Origin of the sequence: Agarivorans sp. DSG3-1 (assembly GCF_046774965.1) — a bacterium.
Lineage (GTDB): Bacteria > Pseudomonadota > Gammaproteobacteria > Enterobacterales > Celerinatantimonadaceae > Agarivorans.
Genome location: NZ_CP177241.1, coordinates 1,496,588 through 1,510,685 on the forward strand (window position 1 = coordinate 1,496,588; position 14,098 = coordinate 1,510,685).

12 protein-coding genes are annotated in these 14,098 nt (G+C 45.0%); 3 read left to right on the forward strand and 9 right to left on the reverse strand.

Going from position 1 to position 14,098, the window contains the following annotated elements:
• Positions 1-163: 163 nt before the first annotated feature.
• Positions 164-1,417, reverse strand: a complete 1,254-nt coding sequence (locus ACLD71_RS07035; protein ID WP_411993809.1) for a hypothetical protein — start codon at positions 1,415-1,417, stop codon at positions 164-166.
• Between the two features lie 124 nt (positions 1,418-1,541).
• Between ACLD71_RS07035 and ACLD71_RS07040 the strand changes: the two genes are divergently transcribed.
• From ACLD71_RS07040 to ACLD71_RS07050, 3 genes are all read left to right on the forward strand, one after another.
• Positions 1,542-1,964, forward strand: coding sequence for a hypothetical protein (locus tag ACLD71_RS07040; protein ID WP_411993811.1), 423 nt, complete (start codon positions 1,542-1,544; stop codon positions 1,962-1,964).
• A gap of 106 nt (positions 1,965-2,070) precedes the next feature.
• Positions 2,071-2,982 (forward strand): YiiD C-terminal domain-containing protein, encoded by a 912-nt coding sequence (locus ACLD71_RS07045; RefSeq protein WP_411993812.1) that lies wholly within the window; start codon positions 2,071-2,073, stop codon positions 2,980-2,982.
• 121 nt (positions 2,983-3,103) lie between these two features.
• Entirely contained in the window at positions 3,104-4,015 is a 912-nt protein-coding gene (locus ACLD71_RS07050; RefSeq protein ID WP_411993813.1) for a LysR substrate-binding domain-containing protein, read from the forward strand.
• Between the two features lie 2 nt (positions 4,016-4,017).
• Here ACLD71_RS07050 and ACLD71_RS07055 read toward each other — a convergent pair whose 3' ends face one another.
• From ACLD71_RS07055 to arnB, 8 genes are all read right to left on the reverse strand, one after another.
• Positions 4,018-6,285, reverse strand: coding sequence for an AsmA-like C-terminal region-containing protein (locus ACLD71_RS07055; RefSeq protein WP_411993815.1), 2,268 nt, complete (start codon positions 6,283-6,285; stop codon positions 4,018-4,020).
• 132 nt (positions 6,286-6,417) lie between these two features.
• Positions 6,418-6,849 (reverse strand): 4-amino-4-deoxy-L-arabinose-phosphoundecaprenol flippase subunit ArnF, encoded by a 432-nt coding sequence (gene arnF, locus ACLD71_RS07060; RefSeq protein WP_411993817.1) that lies wholly within the window; start codon positions 6,847-6,849, stop codon positions 6,418-6,420.
• Entirely contained in the window at positions 6,840-7,199 is a 360-nt protein-coding gene (locus tag ACLD71_RS07065; RefSeq protein ID WP_137672422.1) for an EamA family transporter, read from the reverse strand. The genes arnF and ACLD71_RS07065 overlap by 10 nt, the downstream gene beginning before the upstream one ends.
• A complete protein-coding gene (arnT, locus tag ACLD71_RS07070; protein WP_137672421.1) occupies positions 7,199-8,848 on the reverse strand; it encodes a lipid IV(A) 4-amino-4-deoxy-L-arabinosyltransferase in 1,650 nt (549 codons plus the stop codon). The genes ACLD71_RS07065 and arnT overlap by 1 nt, the downstream gene beginning before the upstream one ends.
• A gap of 19 nt (positions 8,849-8,867) precedes the next feature.
• Complete coding sequence (gene arnD, locus ACLD71_RS07075) at positions 8,868-9,782, reverse strand: 4-deoxy-4-formamido-L-arabinose-phosphoundecaprenol deformylase (protein ID WP_411993819.1); 915 nt, start codon at positions 9,780-9,782, stop codon at positions 8,868-8,870.
• Positions 9,783-9,784: 2 nt separating this feature from the next.
• Positions 9,785-11,761: a bifunctional UDP-4-amino-4-deoxy-L-arabinose formyltransferase/UDP-glucuronic acid oxidase ArnA gene (arnA, locus tag ACLD71_RS07080; protein WP_411993821.1), complete on the reverse strand. Its 1,977-nt coding sequence runs from the start codon at positions 11,759-11,761 to the stop codon at positions 9,785-9,787.
• Positions 11,762-11,809: 48 nt separating this feature from the next.
• The gene (gene arnC / locus ACLD71_RS07085) at positions 11,810-12,796 is read right to left on the reverse strand and encodes an undecaprenyl-phosphate 4-deoxy-4-formamido-L-arabinose transferase (protein ID WP_137672418.1); all 987 of its coding nucleotides are present in this window, start codon (positions 12,794-12,796) and stop codon (positions 11,810-11,812) included.
• Complete coding sequence (gene arnB, locus ACLD71_RS07090; protein ID WP_137672417.1) at positions 12,786-13,961, reverse strand: UDP-4-amino-4-deoxy-L-arabinose aminotransferase; 1,176 nt, start codon at positions 13,959-13,961, stop codon at positions 12,786-12,788. The genes arnC and arnB overlap by 11 nt, the downstream gene beginning before the upstream one ends.
• Positions 13,962-14,098 lie beyond the last annotated feature (137 nt).

The window sequence follows — 14,098 nt, forward strand, 5'->3', positions numbered from 1 at the left end:
GTTTATCGCCGCATTTTTTTGTCTCAAGTTTGAGGTCTAATGTGCGGATTACTTAAGCGCACATTGCCAGATTTAGACTGCATGAACCATTCAATAAGATTTTATCGTGTGATTGTCAGCAAGCTGACTTCAGCGGCGTTGAGAGGAGAGAGTGTTTTCACACTTAATTAACTGGCATGCTGTTCATGGTGAATTCATTGTCGTTGAAGATCAGTTCGCTGCGATCTCGGCCTTCTTCATGTAGCAAGTACCCGGCATTGCGTAGGGCGAGAATATAAGCAGATAAAGGGCTTTGATTAAACAGCTGGTCGCCAACATCTATGACCAAATTTAAATCTATGTAGCGCAATAGCTGTATCGGGCGGCTTACTTGGTCGAGTTTGAAAGGTAGCAGTTTCGCTTTGCCTGCTAGGTTAATATCGCCCTGTAAGGGTAAGCTTTTATAACTCGAGTCGACCTCAAACATTAAGGTATCTAACTGCCATTCAATACCATTTGATACTGCTTGCTGCACCAATACATCTCGCTCATCAGAACTGAGTGAGGTGTATTTTGACTGGGCCAGCTGAATTAAGCTTTGCATCGGTACACCGCCTAAACTAGAGCGCAGTAGTAATTGGTCTAGCTGAAATACTTCAGCCCCTTCTCTTAAAATGAAACTATTTAACTCAGTATTTAGACTTAAATAGGCATTCTGCTTAATTTCACTAAAGTTGTTGTTTACTGAAAGGTTCTGCAACTTCAGCAGGGTTTCACCTTGGCCTAATTGAAGGCGTAACTGTTCGACAGACCAACTGGCATTTTCTACTAATGTCCATTGCTGACGCTGGCTAAAGGTTTCGCTGGCTTCCACTTTACCTAAGTGAATGTGGTCACCATTTTGTTGGCTATCAAGCAATTCCATTCCTTGCCAGCTAAGCGTTGCCTCACCTTGCTGAAAGGACAAATCGCTAACCGTAGAAATGCTCATGGGCTTAAAGCTAAGTGCTAACTCCGTGTAGTTATGTTCAAAAGAATCTACCCGCAATTGCTGCTGTAACTTCTGGCTGAGCAAGTTAGCTTGCCAGGTTCCTAAATGTGGAACTGCTGTAAGGTTTAAGTCACTTAACCACTGCTGATAACTTGCTTGCTCGGGGTCAACTTGCCACTTTCCTTCAAGCCATAACGGCCAGATGCTAACTTGCTGAATGACGTGAAGCTCAATTGGCTGGGGATCTAAACCCAGCTGGCTTAGGTTGCCTGTAAGTTGCCATTGTTCTTGTTGCTGAAACCAGTTGCTGCTCAATACAGTTTGGTTTAATTGCCACTCATTCTGCTGGTTGAAGTCCGCCACGATTTGCTTCACCTGCTGGCGGTATTGCGAATGGCTTAGGTACTGAGCACCACAAGTTATGGCAACGAGTGTGGTTAGCGCCATTATGCTTTTCTTTAACACTGAGCAAATTCCTAAGGACTAGATTGGCCAATTTATCATTGTATATTGTTCCGCTGGGCAATAGTAAACTGATGGCCATTTTAGACTGAGCTAATGGGTTTTTACTATGACGCAGTTTTTGGCTGTAGTTGCCGACTTATACACACCATTGTTGGTGCTTGTATTAGTGCTTATCGCTTTTCAATGCTTAAAGCAGGAGCAACAGCAAAAGTTTCAAAATGGTCTTTTGTTATTACTGGTAGGCTTAGCAAGCACTTACGGGTTGATGCTAATAGATCTCCATTATTCATGGTGGCCACGCTGGGGTTTGGACTATAGCACTCATACTGCGCTAGCTTTTTGTCTTCAAGTGTTACTTCATTTGGCTAGGCCTCGTCGGCGCTTGGTGTCTTGGGCCATTTATTTCGCTTATTTGGCGCTGATGTGGTGGCTGAACTACCACAGTGTGATGGACATGCTAACTACCATGTTAAGTGTTGGTTTATTGTTGCGATTAGGTGCAATATGTAAAGTTAGCACTCCAGGTTAATGATAATACTTGGTATTGGGTGATGAATTTTTAATGATGATAAGTGTCATAATAAGACACAGCGCTGCAGCCGTGGGTTTGGCTGATAAGCAATAAGGGAATAGCTATGTTTAAGGTGATTTGCCCAGATGCGTCTGGTGAAATGGATAAGTATTATCAATTTCGTTGGGAAGTATTGAACAAACCTTTGCAGCTACCACTCGGTAGTGAGCGAGATGCCTATGATGATCACAGTATTCATCGCATGATTCGTGATAACAGAGGTGACCCTTTAGCGGTTGGTCGCTTGTTTTTAAGTGATAATAAAGAAGCACTTATTCGACATGTAGCGGTTTGCCCTGAGCAACGTAAACACGGTTTAGGAACGTTGTTGATGTTGGCGTTAGAAGAAGCGGCCCATGATGAAGGCGTAGAGCGTATTGTAGTCAATGCCCGTGGTGACGCTCAGGCTTTTTTTACTAGCTGTGGCTTTGAACCTGCTGGCGACCCTACCTTTGATAAAGTAAAAATCAAAGTGCAACAAATGGTGAAAGAGCTATCTCCAGAACACCGTTTTGTTCGTCAACCTAAGTTATGTACTGCCTTACAGTTAATGTTTAACCAACAAATTCCCTTAAGTGAAAAAATGGGCGTTCGACTACATCAATATACCGGCAACGAACTAACTACCAAATTACCTATTGCCGGAAACGGTAATCCGCATTCCACTATGTTTGCCGGCAGCATATATAGCCAGGCGGTATTGTCGGGTTGGGGAATGATTTGGTTGATGCTGCAAGAACATGGCTTTGCTGGAGATATTGTATTGGCTAAGGGTGAGATAAAACACCGTAAAGCGATTGACCAAGACGCTATTGCCAAGGTCAAGAAAAGCCAAATGAAAGGCAGCTTGTTACCCTTGTTAGAGGGGAAAAAATGCAAAATGACTGTCACTGTGCAAGTTTGCCATAACAATAAAACCGCCGCTGAATTTAAAGGTTTTTATGTTATTTTGCCGAAAACTCACCTTGATTCTTAAGTTGGTTCCTTCCTACAAAAGGCTCTAGCTAACCCTTTCTTCTCAGGCAGTTTCCTTTTAGTGCTAACGAGGTATATTAGAGTACTGAATATACTTTGTTGAGTTCATCAGGAAATCTTATATGCAGCATCTGTATCGCTTTAGTCTTAAACAGCTGTCGGTGTTTGTATGCATTGCCGAAACCCACAGTGTTAGTGCCGCTGCACTGCAACTATCCATGACTCAATCCGCTGCTAGTATGGCTTTAAATCAACTGGAAACCGGTCTGGGACAACGTTTGTTTGAACGCCAAGGCAAACGACTACGACTCAATCATTGGGGCCACTGGTTGCGCCCACGAGCCAAGCGAGTGTTAATGGAAAGTCAGCACATTATGCAGGGCTTTGCTGGGCAGCAAGTGATAAGCGGAGAGCTTACTGTTGGCGCTAGCCAAACTATCGCGGAATACTTTCTTGCGCAAATCATCGCTAAGCTAGATAAAGACTATCCTGATTTGGTGATTCACCCACAAATCAGCAATACCGAAGTGGTGCTAGCGGGTTTGCTCGACTATCGTTTGCAACTTGGCATTATAGAAGGGCATTGCAGCGACAGCCGAATTGCTCAGCAAGTTTGGTGTGAAGACCAGTTAGTAGTAGTGGCGGGTAAGCAGCACCCTCTAGCGGCTCATGAAGAAGTGAACTTAGCCAAACTTAGTCGAGCAAGATGGGTATTACGTGAAGCGGGCTCTGGAACGCGAGATATTTTCAACGGGGCGATTCATGGCAAAATTACCAAGCTAAAAGTGTGGCGAGAATATAGCCATGTGCCGAGTTTAATCGCGCTGGTGGCTAATGGCGCGTATTTAAGTTGTTTACCACTACGTAGCGTAGAACAGGCGACTCAAGCGGGTGAGTTAATAGCCTTAAATACACCTAGCTTAGATATGCGTAGAACCTTCAATTTTGTGTGGCGTAAAGACAGTAGCCAGAACCCTTTGCGAGATTGTTTTATTGAACAAGCTCAGCATCAGCCTTTAGCCATACAACTCTAGACTTATTGGCTTACTTGCCCTGCTAGAGGATAACGACACTGAGGAATGCTAGGTGCTCTAACAAAATCTTGTTGGTCTACCGAGTAGCGACGAGGTGAAAGATAGTGATCGAAGCTCACTGCGGGTTGGCTCCATTGACCAGTGATGGAGTGCACTAAACGCCAGCAAGGCTGATCGGCCACGACCAGTTTTAAGTCGTTAAAACGTTGTTTAGCTAAGTCTACTTCACCAGCTAAGGTAAGCTGGTAACGCAAGCCCGGTAGAGGCTGGGGAGCAATGCGCAGTTTTCCCTGCTCAAGTTCAGCACTTAAGGCTAGATTAGTAAATTGGGTAATCCCTTGTGGCAAGCTACGTGGATTTTGCCAAAAAACAGGCCATCCTGACGAAATGAGTGGGTTGGGGTCTTCAAAGTATTGACGCGGGCTTTCGATAATTTGATCTAAAGTCACTTCTAAATCGGCACCTGGCAGTTGTAATAACTGGCTATGAAAGTCGATTGAACCGTCGATATTAGCGCCAAAGTCGCTCAGTTTCCCACGTAACTTTCCGGCCAGTTCTAAATCCCCCACTAAACTAAAATCGCGGTTGTTTGCCAAGCGGGCTAGTGGGCTTACGTCGAGTAACAAGCCTGATAACTCGGCTTGCCATGGTTTATTTTCTTGGTCTAATAACGCTTGCCCTTGCAGCTCAAATTGGCCTAAAGGTAGTTCACCATAGAGATTGAAGTAACCTATCTGTTGATCTGACCCTAAATCCATACTCACATGGCTTAGTACCATGCCGCGGTAAGCTAGCTCTGGTGCTTCTACAAATACTTGGCTTCGAGCTTGCCAAATATCATCTACCGATTGCCATTTACCGTCTTTTATTAACTCTAATTGACGTAACTCTACGTTAAGGCCGGTGGCAGAAAAGGGGAACTGGTCAGCGTAAGAAAGTAGTTTAACTTGCTGTAGCTCCAACTGTTCAATATTGAATTGTTGGAGTGGAGCACCGAGCTCAGTGCTGGGCTGCACCGAATCTTCGCCAGAATCTGTTGGGGCTTGTGGTAACCAATTGGGCTGTATAGGTATTTCGTTATTGGCTAATACCAGTTGATGCAGGGTTAAGGCTTGTTGCTTCCATACATAGCTTAGCGATAAGCTGAGTTGGCCTTTAAACAACTGACTCCGCAAGGCAGCTAAGGAAAATTGCCCTTGTGCCACGCGTCCACTCGCAGTGAGGTCGTTAAACTGAATATGATCTATGCCAAATTCGTCGGCAATAAATGCGTAATCGGCTTCAAAGGCTTGTTGATCAAATGGCCAGGGACTTTGAAAGTTTTCGACTTCTGCGGTGAATTTATTGAGTACTAAGTTGTGGCCATTGACTTGCGATACCAAACTAATTTGGTTCAGCAATAAGTTATCTACTTGAATGCTATCAAGCCAGTCTAACTCAGGCAGAATGAGTGGCTCTTGCGGCTCTGAATTAGCATCTGTTGTGCCAAACTGCTGATTTGCAAAATGCTCTAAACGCAGGCTATTTAAGGCCACTTCGCGAATGCGTAATTGTTTATTACTCAGCTCTGCAGAAGCATATACCGAGCCTTGTAAAAGGTCGGCACCGATATGGTCAATCACCAACTGTTCTTGAGCATAGGCCAAGCTTAGCTGTGGCATGGCGATTTCTTGCCAAGGCGTGACCAACAATTGTGCCGAGCTATGTAAGGTAAATTGCCATTGTTTAGGGCTGGGGTTGTTTAAGTCAATTTGCCAATCTTCAATGGCCAGTTCAAAGCGTTCTAAACGATAGGGTTGCTCAGCGTCTTGCCATATAAAATCACTATCTTTAACAATAACCTGTTGTAGTTCTACGCTGTCAAGCCAAGCTAGAACAGGGTTGTTTGATTGTTGCTCTGTGGCTATTGGTTCGGCTGGGGCGTCGAATAACTGCTGAGTTAGAGCAATCTGTGCCTGATCAATCGATAAGCTATCAAGGCTAATGTTGCCCTGTAACAAAGGCATTAAGGCAAAATTAAGTGTTGCTTGTTTAGCTAAAATAGCTGCCTGCCCAGACTTCGCCAGTTCTAGATCAAATGCTTGCAGGCTTAAAGGTTGCTTCAAGGACCATTGGGTATTTTTATAGTTGAGCTGCCAATCGCTTTGTTGGTTAAACCAATGCAAAAAATCACTTTTGTAGCGATCTGGGTGAAAAGAAAACAAGAAAAAGACCGAAGTTGCCAGTAGCAGTAACAATAAGATGGCAAGTAGGTCAAAAAAGCGTTTCATGTTGGCGCAAACTCCATGCGACTAATTTAATGCAATAGTAATACAGATAGACATAGCAACAATACTTGAGTATTCGCACATTTAATAGCGTAGGCTTCACCCCTTTTGGCGAAAGCCGCAGTATTGCTGGTGTTAAGTATTACTTTTTGTGTTAGTTCGAGGAAATACCAAGACAATGCCAGCCAAAATAAAGACGATGCCTAAGGCTTTCACCCAACTAAAGGCTTCGCCAATCCACGGCAAAGCAATAGCAGAAAAATAAACGATCACGTAACTTAAGCTTAATAATGGATATGCCACCGAAAGGGCTAATCGTTTTAACGCCAAAACCCACCATACCATCGACAGCGCATAAAATGCTAAGCCTGCAAATACACTAACAAAATAAGCAAGGTAATTGCTCAGTACATCGAAGTATTGCTGGGTATGCCATAGCTCATTTAAGGCCGAAAAATGAAGAGCGAGCTGGCTCATTCCCCATTTCATAGCAAGCTGGGCCAACGATATAAACACTACGCTTAGCAATGCTAAGGCCACGCTTCTTGGCTCAGTTTTTAAAGCCATTGGCTTGCTCCTCCAAGAATCGCTACACCCAGCATTATTAAGGTAACTCCGCACCACTGGCGACGACTGACCGGTTCGTTAAAGGCAAATTTAGAAATGAGTAACATGATCACAAAGTTACTGCTAAGTAATGGGTAAGCAACGGATACATCCCATTGGCTGAGCACACCTAGCCAAAACACTGCACCTAAGGCCAAAAACATAATGCCCAGTAGCAAAGGCTTAGATAGCAATTTGCTTACCGTACTTAACTCAGGTTGATCAGCAAACAACAGCGCCGCGCGTTTCTGCCAATATTGGCTCAACGAGCTGCAACTAATGGATACCACCACCAATAACCACTCAAGCATTATTGGTTTAACGCTTGATAATAGAGCACGGTGTAGCGACCTTTATCTATGCGTTGAGTAGTGTCTGGTAACTCACCGCCCATATCGGGTTTATCGCGATAATAAATCATCACTGGTGCATGTTGCCGTTGTTGCTCAATAAATCTAGCTAGCGCTTTAGTTTCAATGTAGCGGTGCTGAGCATCGGGATACTCTAGGCCGTATCTTACTTCACCTTTTTGACCCACTAAGTAAACATCTTCACGTTTAAAGTACCAGTTAAACGCCGACATAGTGTCTGGGTAATCTGCCACTAATACAGTATTGGGCTCTACCAAGTGAGAGATTTGCTGCATAAATTTAGCCGGCATTTTTGAGTAGATGCTGACATTAGGAAAGGTTGCCCATGCCAACATAAATAATCCCAGCGGCATTAACATGTAGCTGGCCACTTTGCTGTTGAGGCTATTGGCTTTTATCGCTACCACGGCCATTGCAGACCAGAAACCGAAAATACTAAACAGTAACCAAGGGCGGTAAGACTCTTCAGCATCTAAGGGCAGTTTTCCAGTGAAGTGTAATACTAGCGTGGTTATGGCGAGTAGGGCAAATAAGGCCGCGTTTAAGTAGCTTCCCCACTTTAAACCTTTACAGGATTTAGCAAAAGCTTGCTGAATACCAAAGGCAAATAAAATCGCTAGCGGAGCCATAATTGGCAGAATATAAGTAGCTAGCTTGCCCTTAGCTAAAGAGAAAAAGACCAAAGGCAATACTGCCCATAACAAGGCATAACGAAGCAACGGAGAATGCATTTGTCCTTTTAGGTGGCTAATGGCGCTGGGTGACCAAAATAACCACGGCAGTACGCCAGCGGCTAAAAATGGCAAGTAATACCAGATTGGCGCAGAGTGCTGGGCATCTTCGGCGGAGAACCGCTGAATATGCTCCACCCAAAAGAAGTAATGCCAATAATCAGGTTCAGCGGCATGTACTGCTAAGGCCCACGGCAAGCAGGTGAGCAAGGCAAGCAGCATTACCCACCAGCCCCATTTTAATAGCACCTTAAATTGTTTAGTCCATAACATGTATGGCACAACTACCAGCACCGGCAAAGCCAATGCCAAAAAGCCTTTGGTTAATACTGCGCACCCGCAATAGAAACCAGCCAAACCATAATATTTAGCGCGTTGCCGCATTTCTTCACTGCGAATGGCAAAGTAAAACGCAGTAAAACTGGCGGTAAGCCAGAGGTTCAGCATGCTGTCTAACACACTATAGGTGCCCACCCCCGACACCATAAACATACTTAAATAAATGCCTGAGGTTAACCAAGCTACCGGCCGTGAGGCAAAGCGGGCTAACAACAAGAAAATACAAAATGCTGCCCCTAAGGCACTAAAGGCCGACGCCGCGCGCACCGCAAAATTGGTTTCACCAAACACCAACTGCGATACCGCATTCATCCAATAACCCATTACCGGTTTTTCGAAATAACGTAAATCGTTAAAACGCGGCACTACCCAATCACCGCTGCTGACCATTTCACGTGAAATTTCGGCGTAGCGTAGTTCGTCGGGTGACCATAAATCACGCATACCTAAAGGTAATAGGTAGAGCAAAATAAAGAAGATGGGCACCCAAGTGGCTAGGTTGATTCGTAAGTGGCGCATGCTAATGGTTATTCCTGATTTAAGGCGTTTGAGGGCGAATAAGCGACGCTTGATGGCTTAACCAACCTTCGCGTCCATCCATTTCTATATTAAGAATGCTATCTTGTGGCCAAGACACATAATCTTGGTCAAGCAAGTCACACAGTGGCACAAATTCAATGTTTTGTTGCTTGGCGGCAATAATCAGTTGCTCAAACATTTCAGCGCAAACAATGCCTTCTACTTCTGCATGAATGGTGTACACGTTTAAGCTATCGGCTTTAATTCTATCTAGAATGGCTTGGTTATAATTACTTTCGTCTACGCCTTCTTGACCAATTAACTCGTCGTAGGTGGGTAAGGTCACCGGGATTTGTGGCGCCATGCCTGGTTTAGGAACAAAAATAGATTCGCCTCGGCAGTCGCTATTATAACGAAACGGAAACGCTTCTTTTTCATCAAGAGTTGTGTCGGTACATCGCCAACCTGCTACCGCACTGCATTGCACGTCTTTGCCGGTAATGCCCGCCAGCATTTGATAACCCTTGCGAATTTCATTGCCTAATTCACTTTGCGACATGCTGTCAGTTTTCATTTGCCATTTGTGATGGTCCCATGCGTGTAAGCCAATTTCATGGCCGGCTTGATCAGTATTTTTTATGACTGATGCGAGCTTTTTGCCTATCACTGGGCCGGGCCAAAAAGTACCACGGAAAATGATATCCCAGCCGTATAAGCTAGCGGCTTTAGAGCGGAGCATTTTCTTCAGGAAGGCTGGACGTAAAAGGCGCCAAATATGGCGCCCCATGTTGTCGGGTCCAACGGTGAAGAAAAATGACGACTTAATGTTGTGGCGTTGAAAAATGTCTAATAACTTGGGCACGCCTAAACGCGTGCCACGAAAGGTATCTACATCAATTCTTAAACCAACTTTTATCGTATCTTTCGAACTCATTGTTACTCGTCAACGGCTGTTTTAAGGAAGAAGTCTAAGGTTTCTTCGATGGTATCTTCCATCATGATGCTAGGTTCCCAATCAAGTAAGCGCTTGGCGTTGCGAATACTTGGACGGCGGTGCTGAACATCTTGGTAACCATCACCATAGAAGGTTTTACTTTCTACTAAGTGGTAACCGGCAAACGGTGGGAATTTTTCACGGAGTGGGTGTGCGTCAAACTTATCCACTAGGGTTTCAGCCATTTGTTTAATACTGGCTTCGTTGTCTGGCGAGCCAATGTTAATGATTTGGCCGTCACACAAGCCGTCTTTGTTTTCGATAATACGGAACAAGGCTTCAATGGCTTCCGAGATGTCAGTGAAACAACGTTTCTGTTCACCACCATCAATCAGCTTAATTGGCGTACCTTCAACCAAGTTTAGAATTAGCTGAGTAATCGCACGGCTAGAACCAACCCGCGCTGAGTTCAAGCTATCTAAACGTGGGCCCATCCAGTTAAACGGACGGAATAGGGTAAACTTAAGGTTGTCTTTTTTACCGTAAGCCCAAATCACGCGGTCTAATAACTGCTTCGAGGTTGAGTAAATCCAACGCTGGCGGTTAATTGGGCCAGTAATTAGCGGCGAACTGTCTTCGTTAAACTCTTCATCAGTACACATGCCGTATACTTCTGAGGTTGACGGGAAGATAATGCGTTTATTGTATTTCACACATTCGCGCACAATCTTTAGGTTTTCTTCGAAGTCCAGTTCAAATACACGTAACGGGTTACGGGTGTATTCAATGGGGGTGGCAATCGCTACCAGTGGCAGCACAATGTCACACTTCTTAATGTGGTATTCAATCCATTCGTTATGAATGGTGATGTCACCTTCGACAAAGTGAAAATCAGGGTGCTCTAAATGCTGCTCAATTTGGTTAGCACTCATGTCCATTGCGTAGATTTCGTATTTGCCGTCATCTAGTAAGCGCTTGGTTAAGTGGTTACCGATAAAGCCATTGGCGCCTAAAATCAGTACTTTTTGGCGACGTTTTGCTGCAATTACGGCACTGGCTTGTGGGCCAAAACGCATGCCCGCTACTAGGTGCATTTCACCAGCCAGTTGCTCTCCGTTTAAGTACAAGCCGTTTTCGGTTTGGCCGGCATTAACCACTAATGAGCCTTGAGTACAGGCAATGGTCAGCGGCGCAGTGGCTACAATGGTACCTGGCGTTGCATCAAATTCTTGTTCGCTAGCAGTGGTGCTCCAGAAGATTACTTTGCGCTCACCCAAGAAGGTAAAGGCGCCAGGGAAGGGTTCAGTTACCGCACGACAAAGGTTAAAGATAGTTGATGCGTTTTCCGCCCATTTAATTTCACCATCGGCCGGCGTTCTGCGACCAAATACGGTAGCTTGGCTTTCATCTTGTGGAGTAAGGGTGTGTTTACCTGCCACTAGCTGTGGTAAAGCCTTAGCCAGTAGTTGGCTGCTTAGCTCGGTGAGTCGGCTATGCAAGGTTGCAGCAGTATCGTCACTATTAATACTTAACGATTGCTGAGCAACAATATCACCAGCATCGGCTTTGCTTGTCATGGCGTGTAGGGTTACGCCAGTTTCAGTTTCGCCATTTAATAATGCCCAGTTTACTGGCGCGCGGCCACGATAGCGTGGTAGCAAAGAACCATGCAGGTTAAAGCCACCTTTAGGGGCTAAATCTAATAAGGGTTGGCTAATCATCGAGCGATAATAGAAAGAGAAAAATACCTCTGGCTGCATCGCTTTAATTTTTTCTAACCATAGCGGGTGGTTTACATCTTCTGGGGCAAATACTGGGATGCCGTTACGGGCCGCTAGTTTAGCAACCGATTCAAAAAAGACGTTTTCGTTACCATCGTCTAAGTGAGTAAATACTGCGGCAATTTCTACGCCCGCGTCGAGAAGACTTTTAATGCCAGCACAACCAATGTTGTGATAAGCAAACACCACTGCTTTCATGGTTTATTCCTTAGAAATAATTGGTAAATGAGTTTCGCGTATCGTTACTTATTCAGGCTTACTATCGCGCGCCTGTTTGGTGGCTTCGCCTACCAACACATCTTGAACGTAATAACGCGGTCGTGCTCGTACGTCGGAATAGATGCGGCCAATATATTCGCCAAGCAAACCTAAACCTACAAATTGAGCACCAATAAAGATAAATAATAGAGCAAATAGTGGGAATACCCCGTCTACGCCCCATTCAGCGCCGTAAACTAAGCGCATAAAGAGTAAAACTAGGCCAAATAAACCGCCTAAAGCCGCAATGGCTCCGCCCACTATGCTGAGCATTCTTAGCGGTGCAGTGGTCATGCTGGTTAGCAAATCGAACATCAGGTTGATTAAACCCATAATGTTGTATTTTGATTCGCCTTGTTGGCGCTCGCTGTGTTCAACATCAATCTCGATGGTGTGGCGAGCAAAGCCGTTGGCTAAAATGGGAATAAAAGTACTGCGTTCGTGGCACTGTAACATCGCATCCACTACGTGACGGCGATAAGCGCGCAGCATACAACCGTAGTCGTTCATTTCTACGCCGGTTGAGCGTTTTACAATCTTGTTGATAAGCATTGAAGGGTAGCGACGAAGGCGGCTGTCTTGGCGGTTTTTACGCACAGTGCCTACCGAGTCATAACCTTCTTCTGCTTTGGCCACCAGGTTAGGGATCTCTTCTGGCGGGTTTTGTAAGTCGGCATCTAGAGTAACGATTAAGTCACCACGCACATGCTCAAAACCGGCCATAATAGCGTTATGTTGGCCATAGTTACGGTTTAGGATGACACCCACAACATGGCTCCCTTCTGCAGCGGCGGCCGCTTCAATTTGGTCGGCACTGTTGTCTTTACTGCCGTCATCAACCAATAGAACTTCGTAATCTTTGCCCATGGTATCTGCGGCTGCGCAGGTTCGTTTAATCAGCTCTTGTAAACTATCAGCTTCGTTGTAAACCGGAATAACGATAGATACGAATTTGATTTCTTGCTTATGCCTCATGAGAAGATCCAATAAGTTGAGTGATTGTCGTTACCACACGCTCAACATCGCTTAACTGCATGCTAGGAAATAGCGGCAGCGAGCAAATACGTTGGCTGTTAAATTCTGTATTGCTTAAATTCGGGTTTATTTCGCCGAATCGACTTGTGTAATTTTCACGATAATACTTTTGACTATGGCAGGCTTTAAAGTGAATACCTGCGCCAATAGCGTGTTGTTTTAACGAACTAATGAGCTGGTCGCGGTCAAAGCCACACACATCATTATCAACCCTTACGATCATTAAATGCCAGCAGTGAGTATGTGAATAGTCAGGAACGCTCAATGGCGAAATGCCATCCACTTCACTCAACAGTTCTCGGTAATGTGCCACTAGCTGCTGACGCTGTTGAGTAATCTCGGATAAACGCTGCATTTGGCCTAAACCAAGCACCGCGCAAATATCGGGCATGTTGTACTTGTATCCCGGTTCAATCACTTCTGCTTGAGGGGCTCTACCTTGGGTTTCTCGGTCAAAAGCATCAACACCTAAACCATGAAACTTTAAGCGGCGAATTCGCTCAGCCAGTTCAGCGTTATTGGTAGTAAAAATACCGCCTTCTGCAGTGGTTACGTTTTTAATAGCATGCAAAGAGAAAATACAGTTACCGGTTTTACCAATGGGCCTGCCTTGGTACTCACAACCAATAGCATGGGCTGCATCTTCGACCACGGGAATGTTGTATCGTTCAGCTAAGGCATAAATAGCATCTAGATCGAGAGGAGCGCCAGCGTAGTGAACGGGCACTATCAGCTTGGTTTTATTGGTGATTTGCGCTTCAATACGGTCGGCGGTGGTCATCAAAGTATTTGCATCAACATCTACAAATACCGGCTTGGCGCCCATTAGGGTAATCAGGTTAACGGTGGATACCCAAGTCATTGACGGGGTAATCACTTCATCGCCAGGGCCTATGCCTAATGCGACCAAAGTGAGGTGAAGGCCTGCGGTGGCGCTACTCAAGGCCACGGCGTGTTCAGCGCCAGTGTATTGTTTTACCGCGGTTTCTAGCTCGGCATTTTTCGGACCGGTGGTAATCCAGCCTGATTTAAGTACGTCGACTACCGCATCTATTTCTTGCTGCTCAATCGCCGGGCGGCTTAGGGGCAAAAATTCCTGATTCATTATTTCTAGTCAGCATATCCATACTAAAGTGGATGAAGTCTAACTGTGCCGGGCGTGTAAAGAAAGGAGCAAAGCGTAGGTGAATGTATGGTTTTGGTAAAAAATGCTGTTTAAAGCGTTATTTTTAGGATTGATTT